The organism is Blastococcus deserti (assembly GCF_042682525.1).
GTDB classification, from domain to species: domain Bacteria; phylum Actinomycetota; class Actinomycetes; order Mycobacteriales; family Geodermatophilaceae; genus Blastococcus_B; species Blastococcus_B deserti.
Window position 1 is genome coordinate 23,374 of record NZ_JBHUHP010000011.1, and the last position, 18,400, is coordinate 41,773.

Here is an 18,400-nt window from a genome sequence, read left to right on the forward strand (position 1 = left end):
CGCGAGGTGGGCGGTGGCCGGCCGGCTGGCCCCGGCGACTGTGGTCACCACGGGAACGCTAGGGCGCGGGCGGGACCCGGGGGAGTGGGGGTGCAGCCACCAGGGCGCCCAGCGACGCCGACGGGCTCACTGCCCCGGCCCGGCGCCCGGTGGATCAGTCGCGGCTCTCCCACGTGAAGCCGAACGTCACGGACCTGCCCGATGATGCCGGGTCGTTCCGGAGGGAGAGGCCGAACCGGAAGGCGCGGGCGTCCTCGGCCTTCTGCGGTGTCCACGTCCTGCGCCCGGTCGCGTACGACGAATGGGCAGCGGCGAAGGGGGTGTCTCCGGGACGGGCGCCGGCGCCGGGACCGAGGACGAGCGGCGGGGCCGGTCCGGCTCCTCGGGAGGGCCCGAACCGATCGGCACGTACTCGGCGAGCGCCTCGCTGGGCTCGACCAAGGCCGCCTGGGAGCCGGAGACCACGAGCAGGGCGACCAGGGTGAACGACAGGGCGAAGGCCGAAAGCTGGATGGCCAGCCCGTTGAGGTAGAACCGGAAGCGACGGCGCCTCCGAGGGGCCGGCGCCTGCACGGGCGGGATGGCACACATCCGGTCAGCCCCAGCTCACCGTCAGCTGGGGACGTTGGCCGCCGTCCCCTCACGGCTCGTGTACGGGCCGTCCACCTTCGTCCCGTTGTCCTCGGCCTGGTCGCGCAGCAGCAGCCCGTTGCTCCCGTGAGCCAGAGCTCGCCCGTAGCAGCGGCGCGTGGCGACGCCCGCCGTCCGGGGGCCTCCGATGCTCATGTGTGTGGGATCGGAGGGAACTGCTCGAAGCCTTGGCGTCTCAACCGAGCCCACCCCCGGAGGGGTGGTGCAGGCGCTCACCCCCGCCGGTCGGGAAGGAACTTCATCCGGTCCCGGGCGCCGGCCACCTCGGCCGGGTCCACGTCGGACAGCACGATCGTCTCGACGCCGGCGGCCGTGGCCAGCAGCTCCCCCATCGGGCTGACGATGCGGCTGTCACCGACGTGCTCGGTGCCGTCCCCGGCCGTCCCGACGCGGTTGCAGCCGACGACGTAGGCCTGGTTCTCGATGGCGCGTGCCTGCAGCAGCGTCTGCCAGTGCAGGCGGCGCGAGCCGGGCCAGTTCGCGGGCACCAGGTAGACGTCGGTCTCGGGCGCGGCCTGCCAGAAGACGTTCGCGAAGCGCAGGTCGTAGCAGACGAACGGGGTGACGCGCAGGCCGCCGATCTCCACCGTGACCGGCTTCTCCCCCGCCCGGAACCGCTCGTGCTCCCCGGCGTGCGTGAACGGGTGCAGCTTCCGGTAGCGGTGGGTGGTGCCGTCAGGACCGGCGAGCACGAAGGAGTTGTAGGGGAGCTCCTCCCCCGGTCCGCCGTCGCGGGCGATCTCGGGGCAGGTGCCCCCCACCCACACGCCGTGCTCGGCCGCCTGCCCGGCGAGGAAGCGGGCGGACGGCCCGTCCTCGGGCTCGCCGATCCCCGGCGTCATCGAGAATCCGGTGCTGAAGGTCTCGCTGAGCAGCACCAGCTCCGCGCCCGCGCCGGCCGCCCGGGCGACCTGGGGCGCGAGCCGCTCGAAGTTGGCCTCGCGGTCCTCCCAGACGATGTCGTGCTGCACCGCGGCGATCCTCATGCCGACTCCTTCCCACTCATCCCCGCGAGCCGCTCGACCGCTTCCGCGAGCACGGCGTCGCTCTTGCAGAACGCGAACCGGACCAGGTGCCGGCCGAGCGCAGCGTTCCCGGCCGAGTAGAAGACCACGGTCGGGATGGCCACGACGCCGGCTCGCTGGGGCAGCGAGCGGCAGAAGGCCAGCCCGTCGCCGTCCGGCCGCACCGGGCGGACGTCGACCGTGGCGAAGTACGTGGCCTCCGGGCTGATGACCGGCAGCCCCGCCTCGGCCAGCCCCCGCACCAGGACGTCGCGGCGGTACTGCAGGTCCTCGGCCGCCCGGGCGAAGTAGGCGTCGGGCAGGGTGAGCCCCGCGGCGACGGCGGGCTGGAACGGGCCGCCGTTGACGTAGGTGAGGAACTGCTTGGCGGTGCGGACGGCGGAGACCAGCGCGGCCGGTCCGCAGATCCAGCCGACCTTCCAGCCCGTGACGTTGAACGTCTTGCCGGCGCTGCCGACCACCAGTGTCCGGTCCCGCATGCCGGGCAGGGTCGCCAGGGAGACGTGGCGCGCGCCGTCGAAGACCAGGTGCTCGTAGACCTCGTCGGTCAGGACGAGCAGGTCGTGCGCGACGGCGAGGGACGCCAGCGTCGCCAGCTCCTCGGCGGTGAACACCTTCCCGGTCGGGTTGTGCGGCGTGTTCAGCAGCAGCAGCGTGGTGCGCGGCGTGACGGCCGCGGCGAGGTCTGCCCGGTCGAACGACCAGCGTCCGTGTCCGTCGGCCGGCGGCCGCAGGGGCACCGGACGCACGACGCCGCCGGCCATCGCCACGGCCGCCGCGTAGCTGTCGTACATCGGCTCGAACAGCACGACCTCGTCCCCGGGGTCCAGCAGCGCCAGCAGCGCGGCGGTGAGGGCCTCGGTCGCCCCCGCCGTCACGAGCACCTCGTCGGCCGGGTCGTACCCGAGGCCGGTGAACCGCTGGTGGTGATTGGCGATGGCGGCCCGCAGCTCGGGGATGCCGGGGCCCGGCGGGTACTGGTCGGCGGCGGTGCCGATGGCAGCGCGCGCGACCTCGAGCACCTCGGGCGGGCCCGGGTAGTCGGGGAAGCCCTGCCCGAGGTTCACCGAGCCGGTGGCGACGGCCAGCGCGCTCATCTCCGCGAAGACCGTCGTCCCGAACCCCTGGAGCCGGGACGAGAGGTAGGGGACGCCGGTCACGTCGACCATCCAAGCAGGAGCCCCGGGAGGCGCGGCACCGCGCCGGCCGATCGGCCGGATCGGGTTCCACGTGGAACCGGCGTCACGGGCGGGGCGGCAGGCCCGGGCGGATCAGCCGATCCGGACGTCCTCCATGCCCTCGACCGAGACGACGTCACCGCGCCGCAGCTGCCGGCCGCGGCGCTCCTCCGGCTCCCCGTTGACCCGGACGACGCCGGCGAAGAGCACGTCCTTCACCTGCGCGCCGGTCGGGACGGCGTCGACGAGCTTGAGCAGCTGTCCGAGCCGGATGCTGTCCTCGCCGGCGCGGATCGCGATGGTGCGCACGCGACCAGTGTCGCCTCAGGCCGGTACGAGGACGTCGCCGGTGCGCACGGTCCCCGCCCGCAGGACGGCGGCCCGTACCGCCAGCAACCCGTCGCGCTCGCGGTGGATGGTCTTGAGGACCGAGGTGTCGCGAGCGATGCCGCCGGGCTGCGGGCGGGTGGTCATGACGCACCGCGCGATGGGGACGCCGAACCGCAGCCGGACCGTGCCGAGTTCGGCCTCCTGCCCCTGGAGCCGTTCCTCGCCCTCGCCGTCCAGGACGACGTTGGCGCGGAACCGGCGGCGGTCCCAGGTGCCCAGCGTCCCCGTCGACACGAGGGAGAGCCGGATGCGCGGGCTGTCGTGGAAGGGACCGGGCGCGCCCTCCCACGGCAGCCACTCCGTGGGGTCGGGCACCTCCTCGTCCGCCGGGGTCTCGTAGGTCGGGGCCACGTCGCCCTGCTGGGTGGCGGCCCGCAGCTCCACCCGCCGGCCGAGCCAGCCGGAGAGCACCTCGTCATCGGTGGTGACCGTGCCGTCGGGGAGGACCACCTCCACGCCGCCGTCCGCGCGGATGCGGGCGGACCCGAACAACAGGCCCGGCACGCGCCGGGCGGTGAGCCCGAGGCCGGTGTCGCGGTCGAACAGCGCCCACCGCCGGTCACCGGCGATGCCCAGGGCATCGATCGTCGCCTCGCTCAGCCGCTCGCCCTGCAGCGACTTGACCGGATAGCGCCAGAGCTCGAGGACCCGCATCTCAGCGCGCCGTCCACGAGAGCGCCCAGGTGCCCGCCCACTCGTCGCCCGGCGCGAGGACGAGCAGGTCGACCCCGTCGGCGAGCGCGTTCGGCGGGCAGGTCATCGGCTCGACCGCCAGGCTGCGGCGGCGCCGCCCCGCGGGGAGCTGGTCGCCGCTGAAGACCTGCAGCCAGGGCCAGGTGCCGTCGACCGCCAGCTCCAGCTCCCCGGCGGGACCGCGCAGCCGGGTCCGGGCCCAGCCGTCGTCGTCGCGCACCAGGTCGGTGAACGCGTCGTCGAAGGAGCGGTCGCCGATGCGCCCGACGGCGCCGTCGACCGGTCTGCGTCCGCCGGTGGGCAGACCACCGTCGAGCTCCAGGGCGGTGCGGACCGGGAGGTGGAGCTCGGCCTGCTCGAGGTCGCCATCCGACGCCGCGCCCACCGAGAGGTAGGGGTGCATGCCGGCGCCCAACGGGGCGGGCTCCGTCCCGAGGTTGCGGACGCGGACGGTCACCGACAGGTGGTCGGGGGCCAGCGCGTAGTCGACGGCGCCCGCGAGGCGGAAGGGATAGCCGGGATGCGGCTCGACGGTCGTGGCGACGGTGGCCGTCCGGTCGCTCCCGTCGCCCTCGATCAGCGACCACGGTTGCCAGCAGACCAGCCCGTGGAGCGCGTTGGGCTGCTCCGGCGACTGGACGTCGAGCTGGAGGTCCCGGTCCTCCCACCTCCACCGCCCGTTGCGGACGCGGTTGGGCCAGGGCAGCAGCACCGAGCCGGGCCAGCCGTCGGCGACCGTGCCCGCGGGATAGGTGTCGAGGACCTCCCACGCACCCACGGCCAGCCGGCGCATGCCCCCGCCACGGAGGTCGACGGCCAGCTCCGCCTCGCCCGCGGACAGCAGCACCTCGATCGGCCCGGGCTCGGGCCAGGCGGACGGCGGCATCGGACCTCCCGGATCGCTCGTGCGTGTCACCTCATCACACCCGCGCGCCCATCCCGGTGGATCGGCACCGCTCCGGACGGGGCCGTCCCCGGGGGTCACCGCGCGTGGGCGTCCAGCAGCCGCTCGAAGAACAGCGAGTCCGCGGCGTCGGGGTCCCCGGCGTAGGCACCGAACGCCTCGATCGGCCGGTAGCCGGCGGAGCTGTAGAGCCCGACCGCCTCCGGCTGCATCGGGCCGGTCTCCAGCCGCAGCGTGGTCCAGCCACGGTCCCGGGCGGTGTCCTCCAGGGCGGCGAGCACCGCCCGGGAGATACCCCGGCCGCGGGCGGCCGGCACCACGTACATGCGCTTGACCTCGGCGACGCCGTCCCCGAGCGGGCGCAGCGCGCCGCAGCCGAGCGGGGTGCCGTCGTCGTCGCGTGCCACCACGACGACGCCGACGTCGGCCCCCGACGGCGGGGTGCCGGGCTCCTCCTGCCCCCCGTAGCGGGCCCGGATCTCGGCCTGCTGGTCGGCGGCCAGCCGCTGGACGTCGGCGTCGCCCCAGAACGCCGGCTCGACCTTCACAGCGTGATCCCGTGCAGCAGCAGGGCGGCGAGCTCCCGGTAGGCGGTGGCGTCGTCGAGGCCGGTGGCACGGGCGGTCTCCCCGCGGCCGATCCGCAGCATGAGGGTCGTGACCGTGTCGGCCACCAGCGCGGGGTGCACCTCGCGGAACCGTCCCTGCGCGACGCCCTCGGCGATCAGTTCCCGCACCCGGTCGGCCGCCAGCGCGGTGTTCCGCTCGTAGGTCTCCCGCCCCGGCCCGAAGGCGTCCAGGTCGCGGTGGAAGGCGGGGCCGGCCGGGGCGAGGGCCCGGGCGACGGCGCTCAGGTAGGCGGTGACCCGCCGGGCCGGGTCGGTCTCGCTCACCGTCTGCGCCTCCACGGCCGCCGTCGCCTTGCGGAAGAAGTGCCGGATCACCCGGGAGGCCAGCTGCTCCTTGGAGCCGGCGAGCGCGTAGAGCGTGCTCTTGGAGCAGTGCAGGCGGACGGCGAGGTCCTCGAGGGTGAAGCGCGCGAACCCCTCCGCCAGGAAGAGCTCCTCGAGCTGGTCGAGCAGTTCGGCCTGCCGACGGGTCAGTGCCGCGTCGATCGCCGGCGGCGTGCTGGTCATGCGCACCTCCTCCCGCCGGTCAGCATCGTCTAGAGACGCGGCACAGTACTACGGTACGGTCCGCAGTACTGTCCGCGACGAGGGAGCGCCGTGCCGGTCGACCGCGAACTGCCCACCCCGGAGGCCTCGGACCTCCTCGCCCTCACCCGCGAGCTGGCCGACGCCGAGCTCGCGCCGAAGGCGGCACGGTACGAGCGCGAGGAGCGTTTCCCCCGCGAGGTGTTCCGGCTCCTCGGCGACGCCGGGCTGCTCGGCCTGCCGTTCGGCGAGGACGTCGGCGGCGGTGGCCAGCCCTACGAGGTCTACCTGCAGGTCGTCGAGGAGCTCGCCGCGCGGTGGGCGAGCGTCGCCCTGGGCGTCAGCGTGCACACGCTCTCCTGCTTCCCGATCGACCGGTTCGGCACCGAGGCGCAGCGCCGCGACCTGCTGCCCGACATGGTCGGCGGGCAGCTGCTGGGCGCCTACTGCCTCTCCGAGGCGCACGCCGGCTCCGACCCGGCCGCCATGCGGGCGAGCGCCCGGGCCGGCGACGACGGCTGGCTGGCCAACGGCGAGAAGGCGTGGGTCACCCACGGCGGGCAGGCCGACTTCTACGCGACCTTCCTGCGGACGCCCGACGACGGCGAGCGAGCCATCTCCTGCTTCCACCTCACCCCCGACCTGCCGGGCTTCTCCCCGGCCAGGCCCGAGGAGAAGATGGGGCTCACCGGGTCGACGACGGCCGCGATCCGGCTCGACGACGTGCCGGTCCCGGCCGACCGGCTCGTCGGCGAGCGCGGGCGCGGGCTCGCCATCGCCCTGGCCGCGCTCGACTCGGGCCGGCTGGGGGTCAGCGCCGTCGCCGTCGGGCTCGCCCAGTCGGCCCTCGACCTCGCCGTCGGTTACGCCCGGGAACGCGAGGCGTTCGGCCGGCCGATCGTGGAGCACCAGGGCGTGGCGTTCCTGCTGGCCGACATGGCCGCCGCGGTCGAGTCGGCACGGGCGATGTACCTGGTGGCGGCGCGCCGGAAGGACGCCGGCAAGCCGTACTCGCGGCAGGCCAGCATCGCCAAGCTGGTGGCCACCGATGCGGCGATGAAGGTCACCACCGACGCCGTCCAGGTGCTCGGTGGCGCCGGCTACACGCGCGACCACCCCGCGGAGCGCTACATGCGCGAGGCGAAGGTCATGCAGATCTTCGAGGGCACCAACCAGATCCAGCGGATGGTGATCGGCAAGGCTCTGGCCCGGGAGGCGGCACCCGCGGTGGGATGACCCGGGGAAGCGACCGGGCCCCGTTCGTCGGTGGTCGGGTGCACAGTGCCGGCATGGCTTCCTTCGCCGACGTCGCCGCCGCGGAACCCGGGTTCGCCGAGCGGGTGCGCGCGGCCTTCGACGCGCACGGGCACAAGTTCCTGGCCACGCTGCGGGCCGACGGCTCGCCGCGCATCAGCGGCATCGAGATGCGGTTCGTGGCCGGTGAACCGTGGCTGGCCGGCATGCCGGGATCGGTGAAGTTCGCCGACCTCCGGCGCGATCCCCGCTTCGCCCTGCACAGCGGCAGCGACGAACCCGAGGCCTGGCGCGGCGACGCCAAGCTGTCCGGTCGGGCCACGGAGGTCGTCGAGGAGGGCGAACGGAGCCGGTTCGCCGCCGCGGCGGGCATCCCGCCGCAGCAGATGTCGTTCGTGCTGTTCCGCGTCGACCTCGACCAGGTGGTGCTGACCGCGCTGAACGACGAGAAGAACGCCCTCGTGATCTCGTCCTGGCGCCCGGGACGGGGACTGACGCGGACCACCCGGACCTGACGCGCGCCCGGCGGAACCCGGCGCTCACGGGAACGCAGGTCGGTGGACCCGCGGGACCCCGCGGACCACACTGGAGCCCCCCGCACGAGGAGAGCAGTGATGCCCGAGCCCCACCTGCGCGCGGCCGACGCCGATCGAGCGGCCGTCGCCGCCCTGCTGGGCGAGCACATGTCCGCCGGCCGGCTGACCGTGGAGGAGTACGACGAGCGGCTGGCGCGGGCGTACGCGGCCAGGACCTACGGCGAGCTCGACCAGCTCACCGCGGACCTCCCGGCGACCGTTCCCGCTCCCCGGCCCGCACCGCCGGCTGCCCGCGCGACGCCGTCACCGGTCGACACGCACGGCGGCTGGGACGCGGATCCGCACTCCTGGCGGTCGTGGCTGACCACGTCCCTGATCGTGGTGACGATCTGGGCCGCGACGTCACTGGCCAGCTGGGAGCTGCACTACTTCTGGCCGATCTGGGTCATCGGCCCCTGGGGTGCGGTGCTGCTCGCGCAGACGTTCACCCGAGGCCGCGGCGACGACGACGGACCGGAGCAGCGCCGGCTGCCCGGATGAGTCCGACCGGCGCCCGATCGGCAGCCCTCAGGCGGCCACGCGGTGGTGGTGGCAGCGTCCCTGGGAGGTGGCGCGGGCGGCGCAGGGCGTCCCGGCCTTCGTCCGTCCGCCGCTGTCCCCGCAGCGGGCCGGCGCCGCGGGACGCTCGGCGACCGGCGCGGCCGCCGCTCGCGGCGCGAACGGCAGGACGACGGCGTCACGTGCCGGGACCACGGCGGCCGGTGCAGTCGTGCGGGGCGCGCCGGTGAGGGACGCGCCGGTGACCGGTGCGGTGGTCGCGGGCGCCGTGGCGAGCGGCCGACGGCGCGCGGCGAGCCGGCGACGGGCGGCCGAGACGGTCAGTCCGGCGACGGCGGCGACGAGGGCGATGGCGACGGAACGGGAGCGCATGCTCCTGTCATCGGCAGTCGGCAGGCCGGAGGGAACGCGGGCCGCCTGCGGCGCTCCGCTCGGCACGACACCTCGTCCGCACGCTCTGGGTGGGCAAGGGGGGAGTTGAACCCCCACGTCCTCTCGGACACACGGACCTGAACCGTGCGCGTCTGCCATTCCGCCACTTGCCCTGGCGAGCGACGACACTAGCAGCCGGAAGCCGTGGCTCCGGCGGGGGGTGGGTCGTCGCCCCCGGAACACCGTTCCTCCGGAGGCTCCCCGGGCGCGTGCGGGGGCCTCGGCGAGTTGCTGGCGAGTTCCTGGCCGGTCGCGGGTGCGGGACCCGGCTACGATCACGGTTGGCACATCGGGACGAACAGGCGAGCGCAAAGGAGCGACTGTGGGCGTGCTGCAGCGCTTCGAGCGACGACTCGAGGGCATGGTGGGGCTCGCCTTCGCCCGCATCTTCAAGGGGAAGGTGCACCCGGCCGAGATCGCGAAGGCCCTCCAGCGCGAGGCCGACGAGCAGCGCTCGATCATGGGCGAGGGTCGCGTGCTGGTGCCGAACGTCTACGTGGTCAGCCTCGGGCGCACCGATTTCGAGCATCTCGGGCAGTGGTCGGACCAGCTGGCCGAGGAGCTCGCCGACATGGTGGCCGAGCACATCGACGACGAGGGCTACCAGGTCTTCGACAAGGTCACCGTGCGGCTCGAGGAGGACGCCGAACTCCCGACGGGCGTCTTCGAGGTCAGCTCGCACGTCGCCGACCCGGCCCGTCCGCCCGCGCGCGAGGACCTCGCCGTCGCCGCTCCTCCGCGCGGCGCGCCGGCACCCGGCCACCCGCCGCTGCCGCCCCTGCCCCCGCTGCGGGGCCGCGTCGCCACCGACACCGGCAAGCAGGGCCCCTCCATGGTCGGCCGGGCCGGCAACCGGACCGGCGTCACCCACGTGCTGGTCGTCGACGGCCCGGGGACCCGGCACGAGCTGTCCACCGGCCGCAACGTCATCGGCCGCGGCACCGAGGCCGACATCCGGCTCCCGGACACGGGGGTCAGCCGCAAGCACGTCGACGTCGTCCTCGACGGCGGCACCGCCACCGTCGAGGACCTGGGGTCCACGAACGGGACGCTGGTCAACGGCCGGCGGGTCACCCGCCAGGCTCTGGCCGACGGGGACGTCATCCGGATCGGGCACTCCGTGCTGGTCTACCGGCAGGAGACCCGGTGAGCGGGCTGATCGCTGCGTGAGCGAGATCGTCCTGCAGGTCTTCCGCTTCGGGTTCCTGCTGCTGCTCTGGCTGTTCATCTTCGCGGCCTTCCGGGTCGTGCGGGCGGACCTGTTCGGCGGCCGCGCGGGACGGGTGACCTCGGTTCCTCCCCGGGCCCCCGCGGTCACCCGCAGGAAGCGAGGCCACCGCGGACCCAAGACGCTGGTCGTGACCGCCGGCCCGCTGACCGGCACCAAGATCACGCTCGGTGACCAGCCGATCCTGATCGGCCGGGCCGACGACTCGACCCTCGTCCTCACCGACGACTTCGCCAGCTCGCGGCACGCGCGGCTGACCAACCGGGGCGGGCAGTGGTACGTGGAGGACCTCGGCTCGACCAACGGCACCTACCTCGACCAGCAGCGGGTGCAGGGTCCGCTCCTGGTCGGTCCCGGTCAGCCGATCCGCATCGGGCAGACTGCCCTGGAGCTGCGTACGTGAGCACGCGTGTCGGCTCCTCCCAGAGGACAGCATCCGGGCGCATGCGCCCCCCGAGCGCCGGCGAGGTGGACGCGTGAGCCTCGTTCTGCGCTATGCGGCGCGCTCGGACCGCGGGCTGATCCGCGGCAACAACCAGGACTCCGTCTACGCCGGGCCGCGGCTGCTCGCCGTGGCCGACGGCATGGGCGGGCACGCGGCCGGCGACGTCGCCAGCAAGGTGGTCATCGCCGCGCTGGAGCACCTGGACGACGACGCGCCGTCGGGGGACATGCTCCAGGCGCTCCGCCAGGCCGTCTTCGAGGGCAGCGAGCACCTGCGCGAGGTCATCCGCGAGTCGCCGCACCTCGAGGGCATGGGGACGACGCTGACGGCGATCCTCTTCGCCGGCGGCCGGCTGGCCCTCTGCCACGTCGGCGACTCCCGCGCCTACCTCATGCGCGACGGGCAGCTGTCGCAAATCACCCACGACGACACGTTCGTGCAGACCTTGATCGACGACGGCCGCATCACCGCGGAGGAGGCCAACAGCCACCCCCAGCGCTCCCTGCTGCTGCGCGCCCTCAACGGGCAGGACGTCGAGCCGGACCTCTCCATGCGCGAGGCCCGCGCCGGGGACCGGTACCTGCTGTGCTCCGACGGGCTCTCGGGCGTGGTCAGCGAGGAGACCCTCGCCGAGGCCCTCAAGGACCCCGACCCGCAGTCGACCGCCGACCGGCTGATCGAGCTGGCCCTGCGCAGCGGTGGCCCCGACAACATCACCGTCATCGTCGCCGACGTCGTCGAGGACAGCGGCGGCCGCGGCCGGGTGGACCCGGTCATCGACGGCGCCGCCGGTGACAACGTCGGCCAGCGGCAGGTCGACCCCCGCTCGGCCGCCGGCCGTGCGGCGCTCGCCGATCCGCAGCCCCCACCCCCGCCCCCACCCACACCGCCGACGGGCGGCGGCCCCCCCGCCCGCCGCCGCCCGCTACGACTTCTCCTTGTGGCGGTGGCAGCGCTCGTCGTGGTCGCGGCGGGAGCGGTCGGTACGTACGTGTGGGCCCTCGGCCACTGGTTCGTCGGTGTCGACGCCAGCGGCCCCGAGGAGCAGGTCGCCGTCTTCCGCGGTCTGGACGTGTCCATCGTCGGCTTCGACCTGTTCGAGCTGGACCGGGCGACGGACATGGCGCTCACCGACCTCACGCCCGCGGCCCGCAGCCGGGTCCGCGGCGGCATCACCGCCGACGACGCGGCCGACGCCGATCGCATCCTCCAGGCCCTGCGGGACCAGCGGCTGCCCCTGTGCCGGACCACCGGTTCCAGCCAGCCCTCACCCACCGCGTCGCCCACGCCGTCGCCCACCCCGTCGCCCTTCGCCCCGCCCCCCGTCGCACCGTCGCCCGAAGCCACGGCCGCCCCCGAGCCGACGCCATCCGTTCCCGACGGCGGCGATCCGGCACCGACCACGTCCGCCCGGCCGACGGCGTCGCCCGAGCCGGGTACGGACTGCCGGGAGGCCGACTGATGTCCGGTCCCACGACCGACCCCCGGGCGTCCGCGGTGGGGTCCGCCCCGCCCAAGCGGCGGGGCACCGAGGCCGCGCTGCTCGCCTTCGCGGTGCTGATCACCGTCGTCGCCCAGAGCATGGTCGACCTCACCATCACCGGCTCCCTGCGCCCGGAGATGGCCGCCTTCAGCGCCTGGATCACCGCCCTGTGGGTGGTGGCGCACCTGGTGATCCGGAAGTGGGCCCCGTACGCCGACCCCCTGCTCCTGCCCGCAGTGGCCCTGCTGGTGGGGCTGGGACTCACCTTCATCCACCGGCTCGACCTCGCCGCCGAGCAGGTCGACAGCACCGTCACCCGCGAGGACGCCCCGGTCCAGCTGGTCTGGGCGACGCTCGGGGTGGCCCTGTTCGTCGCGCTCCTGGTCGTGGTCCGCGACCACCGCACCCTCTCCCGGTACGCCTACACGCTGGCCCTGGGCGGGCTGGCGCTGCTGGCCCTGCCGGCGCTGCTCCCCGCCTCCCTGTCGGAGGTGAACGGGGCCAAGATCTGGATCCGCGTGGCCGGCTTCTCCATCCAGCCGGGGGAGTTCGCCAAGATCTGCCTCGTCGTCTTCTTCGCCGCCTACCTGGTCGACAAGCGCGACGTCCTGGCCCTGGCCAGCCGCCGGGTGGCCGGCATCGAGCTGCCTCGCGGCCGCGACCTGGGGCCCGTGCTGCTGGCCTGGGTGCTGTCGATCCTGGTGCTCGTCTTCGAGCGCGACCTGGGCAGCTCGCTGCTGCTGTTCGGCATCTTCGTGGTGATGCTGTACGTCGCCACCGAACGCTCCAGCTGGCTGCTGATCGGCGTCGGGCTCTTCGCGGGCGGCGCCTTCATCGCCTACCAGATCTTCGGTCACGTCCGCGCCCGCGTGGACACGTGGCTGGACCCGTTCGCCTACCAGGACGGCGCGGGCTACCAGCTGGTCCAGTCGCTGTTCGGCCTGGGCACCGGAGGCCTCTTCGGCGCGGGGCTCGGTGGCGGCCGGCCCGACCAGGTGCCCGTCGCCAAGAGCGACTTCATCGCCTCGGCGGTGGGCGAGGAGCTCGGGCTCTTCGGCCTGGTCGCCGTGATCCTGGTCTACCTGATCCTCGTCGAGCGCGGCCTGCGGACCTCGCTGGTCGTCCGCGACGCCTTCGGCAAGCTGCTGGCCGCGGGCCTGGCCTTCGCCGTCGCCTGGCAGGTCTTCGTCGTCCTCGGGGGCGTGACCGGGCTGCTGCCCCTGACGGGGCTGACGACGCCGTTCCTGGCGTACGGCGGCTCGTCGCTGGTGGCCAACTTCGTCCTGATCGCCCTGCTGGTGCGCATCAGCGACGCCGCCCGCCGTCCCGCCACCCCGCACGCCGCACCGCCGCGGCTGGGTGACGCGCCCACCGAGGTGGTGCAGCAGTGAACGCCCCGCTGCGCCGTGTCGCGATCAGCGTGCTGGTGCTGTTCACGCTGCTGATCGTCAACGTCAACTACATCCAGGTGGTGCGCTCCGACGAGCTGCGCAACAACCAGTCGAACACCCGGGTGCTGGCGGCGGAGTACGACCGGGAGCGCGGCGCGATCGTCGTCGCCGGCACCGCGATCGCCGAGTCGGTGCCGACGGACGGCCGGCTGAAGTACCTGCGCCAGTACCCGCAGGGCGAGTTGTACGCGGCGGTCACCGGGTACCACTCGCTGATCTACAACAACTCGCAGCTCGAGCACGCTCAGAACGACATCCTCTCCGGCTCGGACGGGCGGCTGGCCCTGCGCCGGCTGGCCGACCTCTTCACCGGGCGCGACCCGGCCGGCGGCGACGTCGTCCTGACGCTGGACCCGGCCGTCCAGGAGGCCGCGATGGCCGGTCTCGAGGGGGTCACCGGGGCCGTCGTCGCCCTGGACCCCACCACCGGCGCCATCCTGGGCATGGCCAGCACACCGAGCTACGACCCCACCCTGCTGTCCAGCCACGACCCGGCGGCGATCCGCGAGTACTGGGCGCAGCTGGAGGCGGCCGAGCGCGACCCGCGGCTCAACCGCGCCATCGGGGACAACTACCCGCCGGGCTCGCTGTTCAAGGTGATCGTGTCCGCCGCCGCCCTCGAGGACGGGCGCACGCCGGAGACCGTCGTGCCCGCTCCGCGGGAGCTCCCCCTGCCCAACAGCACGCGGACCATCCCCAACTTCGGTGGCACCGCCTGCGACCCCAGTGGGCAGCAGCCCCTGATCGAGGCCCTCACCATCTCCTGCAACACGGCGTTCGCCCAGCTCGGCATGGACCTCGGCGAGGACCGCGTCCGGGAGATGGCCGAGGCCTTCGGCATGGACGGCGAGAGGTTCGACATCCCGCTGCGCGTGGAGGGCAGCACGGTCGGCGACATCACCGACGAGGCCGCGCTCGCCCAGACCTCCATCGGGCAGCGGGACGTCCGCATGACCCCGCTGCAGGCCGCGCTGATCGCCGCGACGGTCGCCAACGACGGCGTGCAGATGAAGCCCTACCTGGTCGACGAGCTCCAGGCGCCCGACCTCACGGTGATCGACTCCACCCGGCCGGAGGAGTGGCGCGAGCCCGTCTCCGCCGACGTCGCCGACCAGCTGACCGAGATGATGGTCAGCGTCGTGGCCAACGGCTCCGGCCGGGCCGCCCGGATCCCGGGCGTCCAGGTCGCCGGCAAGACCGGGACGGCCCAGGTGAGCGAGGACGTCCCCGACCACACGTGGTTCATGGGGTTCGCACCCGCCGACGACCCGAAGATCGCCGTCGCGGTGTTCGTGGCGAACGGCGGCGGAACCGGTGGCGAGCGGTCCGCCCCGATCGCCCGCCAGGTGATGCAGGCCTACCTCGACGGGCTGGGGGGCTGATGGCGCTGTCCATCGGCAGCCTGCTGGCCGGCCGCTACGAGATCACAGCGCCGATCGCCGTCGGCGGCATGGGCGAGGTCTGGAAGGCCCGCGACCAGGTGCTGGACCGCATCGTCGCCGCGAAGGTGCTCAAGAGCGAGTTCACCGGCGACCCCAGCTTCCTCGCCCGGTTCCGCAACGAGGCCCGGCACACCGCGGCCCTGACGCACCCGAACATCGCCTCGGTCTACGACTACGGCGAGACCGTCGACGACACCGGCACCCAGAAGCTCGCCTTCCTCGTGATGGAGTTCGTGGAGGGGCAGCCGCTCGTCACGATCCTGCACGAGGAGGGCGCGCTCCCCGTCGACTGGACGCTGCACGTGCTCGGCCAGTCCGCCGACGGGCTCTCCGCGGCGCACCGGGCGGGCGTCGTGCACCGCGACATCAAGCCGGGCAACCTGATGGTGCGCCCCGACGGCGTGGTGAAGCTGACCGACTTCGGCATCGCCCAGGCACGCGACACCACCCCGCTGACCCGGACCGGCATGGTCGTCGGCACCGCCCAGTACCTCTCCCCCGAGCAGGCGCAGGGGATGGAGGTGACGGCCGCCTCCGACGTCTACTCGCTCGGGGTCGTCGGGTACGAGTGCCTGACCGGCTCACGCCCCTTCGACGGCGCCTCCCAGGTCGCCATCGCCCTGGCCCACATCAACCGCCCGCCGCCGCCGCTGCCGGCGCACATCCCGCCCGCCGTCCGGTTGCTCATCGAACGGGCCCTGGCCAAGGACCCCGCCGACCGGTTCCCCGACGGCGGCGCCTTCGCCGAGGCGATCCGCCGGGTGGCCTCGGGCGGCACGCTGGCACCGCTTGCCGGTCCGGCGACGGCGCCCACCCAGGTCGTGGCCGGCGGTGGGCTGGCCGACTCACGCACCCAGGTGATCGCCACGACCGGCGCCACCGCCGTCGCCGGAGCCGGCCTGGCGGGCCCCACGACCGGTCCCGGCGGCCCGACGCCGCCCCTGCAGGCGCCGCCGGCGGACGAGGAGGACTGGTACACCGAGGACGAGCCGGCTTCCGGCCGGCGCCGCAACCGCCGGACGTGGGCCTGGGTGGCCGCCGCCCTGGCGCTCGTCCTGCTGCTCGGCGGGGGCGCCTGGCTGCTGCTCGGGAGCGGCGACGACGAGGAGGGCGGCACCGCCGGGGGCACGACCGCTGCCACCCGCACCTCCGCGGGGCCGACGGCCATCCTGCTCGACCCGGCCGCGTACGTGGGCCGGCCGGCCGACGCCGTCCGGGCGGAGCTGGAGGGTGCCGGGCTCGTGGTCCTCGACGACCAGGTTGCCGACGAGGACCAGCTCGCCGCCGCGGGACAGCCCCTGGAGGCGGGGGACGTCGCTGCCCTCGACCCATCGGGCCGCGAGGTGGCGCCGGGCACCGAGGTGACCCTCTTCGTCGCCGAGGAGGCCTACCCGCCCGGCGGCGACGAGGAAGGCGAGGAGGACGCACCCACCACGTCGGCCGTTCCCACACCCTCGGCGGCCCCCACTCCCACCCCCTCGCCCACCACCACGGCGCAGACCACGGTCACCAGCTCCTCCGCGGCCTCCAGCTCCCCCACGACCGCCGGAGGGCAGCCGGGCGACGAGCCGGTGGAGCCGGCTGACCCGGGGGACACGGGCGACCCCGACGTGGACCCGCCGGCGGACGACAACGGGGCCGTCGGGCCCGATGAGGCGCAGTGACCTGGCTCCATCGCGGCTCCCGGGAATGGGCGCGCGGAACGGATAGGCTCGCCGCCGGCTCCCTGCCCGCCGGACACCCCGATCGCCGAGGTGCCGGCCCGCTCGCCGAGGCCCTCGCCCGGACGACGCAACGCCCCGCCCGAGAGGACCGTCGATGACCACGCCGCAGGTGCTCGGCGAGCGCTACGAGATCGGTGGCGTCCTCGGCCGCGGTGGCATGGCCGAGGTCCACCGTGGCCGCGACCTGCGGCTGGGCCGTGAGGTCGCCGTCAAGGTGCTGCGCAGCGACCTCGCCCGTGACCCGTCCTTCCAGGTGCGGTTCCGCCGCGAGGCGCAGGCCTCGGCCTCGCTGAACCACCCGGCCATCGTCGCGGTCTACGACACCGGCGAGGACCGGACCACCACGGGCGCGACCCCCTACATCGTCATGGAGTACGTCGAGGGCGAGACGCTGCGCGACGTCCTCCGCCGCGAGGGGCGGCTCTCCCCCGAGCGCGCGATGAGCCTGTCGGCCGACATCTGCGGTGCCCTGGACTTCAGCCACCGCAACGGCATCGTGCACCGGGACGTCAAGCCGGGGAACGTGATGATCACGCCCCAGGGCACGGTGAAGGTGATGGACTTCGGCATCGCGCGGGCGGTCTCGGACTCCGCGGCGACGATGACCTCCACCGCCGCGGTCATCGGCACGGCCCAGTACCTGTCGCCGGAGCAGGCGCGGGGCGAGAGCGTCGACGCCCGCTCCGACGTCTACTCGCTGGGCTGCATGCTCTACGAGCTCGTCACCGGCGCCCCACCGTTCATCGGGGACTCCCCGGTGGCCGTGGCGTACCAGCACGTGCGCGAGGACCCCAAGCTGCCCTCGTCCATCAACCCGGCGATCCCGCCGGAGCTGGACGCGATCCTGCTCAAGGCGATGAGCAAGAACCCCGCGAACCGGTACCAGTCGGCGGCGGAGATGCGCAACGATCTGCTCCGCGCGCTGGCCGGGCAGCGGGTCGAGGCCACGCCCGTCATGGGCGACGCCGAGAAGACCACGATCCTGTCGGCCGCCCGCGGCGGCGCCTACGACGACGACGGCTGGGACGACGACGAGCAGGCCGGCAAGCGCCGCAGACGCCGCATCATCGCCATCGTCTCGGTGCTGGCGGTGCTGCTGCTCGGTGGCGCGATCGCGGTCGCCGTCGCGCTGAGCCGCGACGACGCCCCGGAGGCCACGGTCCAGCAGGTCTCCGTCCCGCCGGTGGCGAACCTGGAGCAGGCCGCCGCCGAGCAGGCGATCACCGAGGCCGGCCTCCAGGTGGGCACGGTCACCACGGAGGCGAGCGCGACCGTCGCCGAGGGGCTGGTCATCCGCAGCAGCCCGGCCAGCGGCGCCCAGGTGGAGCAGGGTTCGGCGGTCGACCTCGTCGTCAGCGGCGGTCCCGACACCGTCAGCGTCCCGAACGTGGTGGGGCTGGACGAGGACCGCGCCCGGGCGACGCTGGAGCAAGCCGGCTTCACCAGCATCAACACCAGCCAGGTCGAGTCGCTGGAGGACGAGGGCACGGTCGTCGCGGTCTCGCCCGACGAGGGCGCGCAGGCCGCACCCACCGCCCCGATCAGGCTGCAGATCTCCACCGGCACGGTGCGGCTGCCGGACGTGGCCAACCGAGACGAGGCCGAGGCGCGCCGGACGCTCACCGAGGCGGGCTTCTCCAACGGCCAGATCGTCAACCAGAGCGTCGAGCGGGACGACGTCGCGGCCGGCACCGTCGTCGGCACCGAGCCGGGCGCGGGGACCGCGGTGGGCGCCGGCGAGGAGATCGTCCTGCTGATCGCCGTCCCGACGCCGCCGGAGCCGACACCCACGTCGACCGCGCCGACGTCGGCGACACCCTCGCCGTCCCCCACCGGCTGACGAACGCGCGGAG

At 74.3% G+C, this 18,400-nt stretch carries 19 protein-coding genes and 1 tRNA gene; 10 read left to right on the top strand and 10 right to left on the bottom strand.

Annotated elements, in window-relative coordinates; all coding sequences use genetic code 11:
• Positions 1–612: 612 nt before the first annotated feature.
• The 8 genes from ACFSHS_RS13105 to ACFSHS_RS13140 form a co-directional block, all read right to left on the bottom strand.
• On the bottom strand, positions 613–786 hold the full coding sequence (locus ACFSHS_RS13105) for a hypothetical protein (RefSeq protein ID WP_376876547.1): 174 nt from the start codon (positions 784–786) through the stop codon (positions 613–615).
• A gap of 77 nt (positions 787–863) precedes the next feature.
• Positions 864–1,637 (bottom strand): nitrilase-related carbon-nitrogen hydrolase, encoded by a 774-nt coding sequence (locus ACFSHS_RS13110; RefSeq protein WP_376876550.1) that lies wholly within the window; start codon positions 1,635–1,637, stop codon positions 864–866.
• Positions 1,634–2,836, bottom strand: coding sequence for a pyridoxal phosphate-dependent aminotransferase (locus ACFSHS_RS13115; RefSeq protein WP_376876553.1), 1,203 nt, complete (start codon positions 2,834–2,836; stop codon positions 1,634–1,636). The genes ACFSHS_RS13110 and ACFSHS_RS13115 overlap by 4 nt, the downstream gene beginning before the upstream one ends.
• 111 nt (positions 2,837–2,947) lie before the next feature.
• Complete coding sequence (locus tag ACFSHS_RS13120) at positions 2,948–3,163, bottom strand: RNA-binding S4 domain-containing protein (RefSeq protein ID WP_376876556.1); 216 nt, start codon at positions 3,161–3,163, stop codon at positions 2,948–2,950.
• A gap of 15 nt (positions 3,164–3,178) precedes the next feature.
• Positions 3,179–3,898: an MOSC domain-containing protein gene (locus ACFSHS_RS13125; protein ID WP_376876559.1), complete on the bottom strand. Its 720-nt coding sequence runs from the start codon at positions 3,896–3,898 to the stop codon at positions 3,179–3,181.
• Between the two features lies 1 nt (position 3,899).
• Positions 3,900–4,823, bottom strand: a complete 924-nt coding sequence (locus ACFSHS_RS13130) for an aldose epimerase family protein (protein WP_376876562.1) — start codon at positions 4,821–4,823, stop codon at positions 3,900–3,902.
• A 95-nt stretch (positions 4,824–4,918) separates the two neighbouring features.
• Positions 4,919–5,389: a GNAT family N-acetyltransferase gene (locus tag ACFSHS_RS13135; RefSeq protein WP_376876565.1), complete on the bottom strand. Its 471-nt coding sequence runs from the start codon at positions 5,387–5,389 to the stop codon at positions 4,919–4,921.
• Positions 5,386–5,976: a TetR/AcrR family transcriptional regulator gene (locus ACFSHS_RS13140; RefSeq protein ID WP_376876568.1), complete on the bottom strand. Its 591-nt coding sequence runs from the start codon at positions 5,974–5,976 to the stop codon at positions 5,386–5,388. Before ACFSHS_RS13140 ends, ACFSHS_RS13135 begins: the two co-directional genes overlap by 4 nt.
• Before the next feature lie 90 nt (positions 5,977–6,066).
• Here ACFSHS_RS13140 and ACFSHS_RS13145 point away from each other — a divergent pair, with 90 nt between their 5' ends.
• The 3 genes from ACFSHS_RS13145 (at position 6,067) to ACFSHS_RS13155 (ending at position 8,324) form a co-directional block, all read left to right on the top strand.
• On the top strand, positions 6,067–7,230 hold the full coding sequence (locus ACFSHS_RS13145; RefSeq protein ID WP_376876571.1) for an acyl-CoA dehydrogenase family protein: 1,164 nt from the start codon (positions 6,067–6,069) through the stop codon (positions 7,228–7,230).
• Positions 7,231–7,283: 53 nt separating this feature from the next.
• Complete coding sequence (locus ACFSHS_RS13150) at positions 7,284–7,763, top strand: pyridoxamine 5'-phosphate oxidase family protein (RefSeq protein WP_376876574.1); 480 nt, start codon at positions 7,284–7,286, stop codon at positions 7,761–7,763.
• A gap of 99 nt (positions 7,764–7,862) precedes the next feature.
• A complete protein-coding gene (locus tag ACFSHS_RS13155; protein WP_376876577.1) occupies positions 7,863–8,324 on the top strand; it encodes a DUF1707 SHOCT-like domain-containing protein in 462 nt (153 codons plus the stop codon).
• Positions 8,325–8,351: 27 nt separating this feature from the next.
• On the opposite strand, the gene ACFSHS_RS13160 is transcribed toward ACFSHS_RS13155, so the two are convergent.
• Positions 8,352–8,714, bottom strand: coding sequence for a hypothetical protein (locus ACFSHS_RS13160; protein ID WP_376876580.1), 363 nt, complete (start codon positions 8,712–8,714; stop codon positions 8,352–8,354).
• Positions 8,715–8,804: 90 nt separating this feature from the next.
• Positions 8,805–8,887 (bottom strand) — tRNA-Leu (locus ACFSHS_RS13165).
• Positions 8,888–9,096: 209 nt separating this feature from the next.
• Between ACFSHS_RS13165 and ACFSHS_RS13170 the strand changes: the two genes are divergently transcribed.
• The 7 genes from ACFSHS_RS13170 to pknB all read left to right on the top strand — a co-directional run bounded on the left by ACFSHS_RS13170 (position 9,097) and on the right by pknB (position 18,387).
• Entirely contained in the window at positions 9,097–9,924 is an 828-nt protein-coding gene (locus ACFSHS_RS13170; protein WP_376876583.1) for an FhaA domain-containing protein, read from the top strand.
• A 16-nt stretch (positions 9,925–9,940) separates the two neighbouring features.
• A complete protein-coding gene (locus ACFSHS_RS13175) occupies positions 9,941–10,405 on the top strand; it encodes an FHA domain-containing protein FhaB/FipA (protein ID WP_376876586.1) in 465 nt (154 codons plus the stop codon).
• Between the two features lie 73 nt (positions 10,406–10,478).
• Positions 10,479–11,909 carry a protein phosphatase 2C domain-containing protein gene (locus tag ACFSHS_RS13180; RefSeq protein WP_376876589.1) on the top strand — a complete coding sequence of 477 codons (1,431 nt, stop codon included), beginning with the start codon at positions 10,479–10,481 and terminating at the stop codon, positions 11,907–11,909.
• Positions 11,909–13,321 (top strand): FtsW/RodA/SpoVE family cell cycle protein, encoded by a 1,413-nt coding sequence (locus ACFSHS_RS13185; protein WP_376876592.1) that lies wholly within the window; start codon positions 11,909–11,911, stop codon positions 13,319–13,321. The genes ACFSHS_RS13180 and ACFSHS_RS13185 overlap by 1 nt, the downstream gene beginning before the upstream one ends.
• Positions 13,318–14,763 (top strand): peptidoglycan D,D-transpeptidase FtsI family protein, encoded by a 1,446-nt coding sequence (locus tag ACFSHS_RS13190; RefSeq protein WP_376876595.1) that lies wholly within the window; start codon positions 13,318–13,320, stop codon positions 14,761–14,763. The genes ACFSHS_RS13185 and ACFSHS_RS13190 overlap by 4 nt, the downstream gene beginning before the upstream one ends.
• Complete coding sequence (locus tag ACFSHS_RS13195) at positions 14,763–16,487, top strand: serine/threonine protein kinase (protein ID WP_376876598.1); 1,725 nt, start codon at positions 14,763–14,765, stop codon at positions 16,485–16,487. Before ACFSHS_RS13190 ends, ACFSHS_RS13195 begins: the two co-directional genes overlap by 1 nt.
• A gap of 154 nt (positions 16,488–16,641) precedes the next feature.
• Positions 16,642–18,387: a Stk1 family PASTA domain-containing Ser/Thr kinase gene (pknB, locus tag ACFSHS_RS13200; protein ID WP_376876601.1), complete on the top strand. Its 1,746-nt coding sequence runs from the start codon at positions 16,642–16,644 to the stop codon at positions 18,385–18,387.
• Positions 18,388–18,400 lie beyond the last annotated feature (13 nt).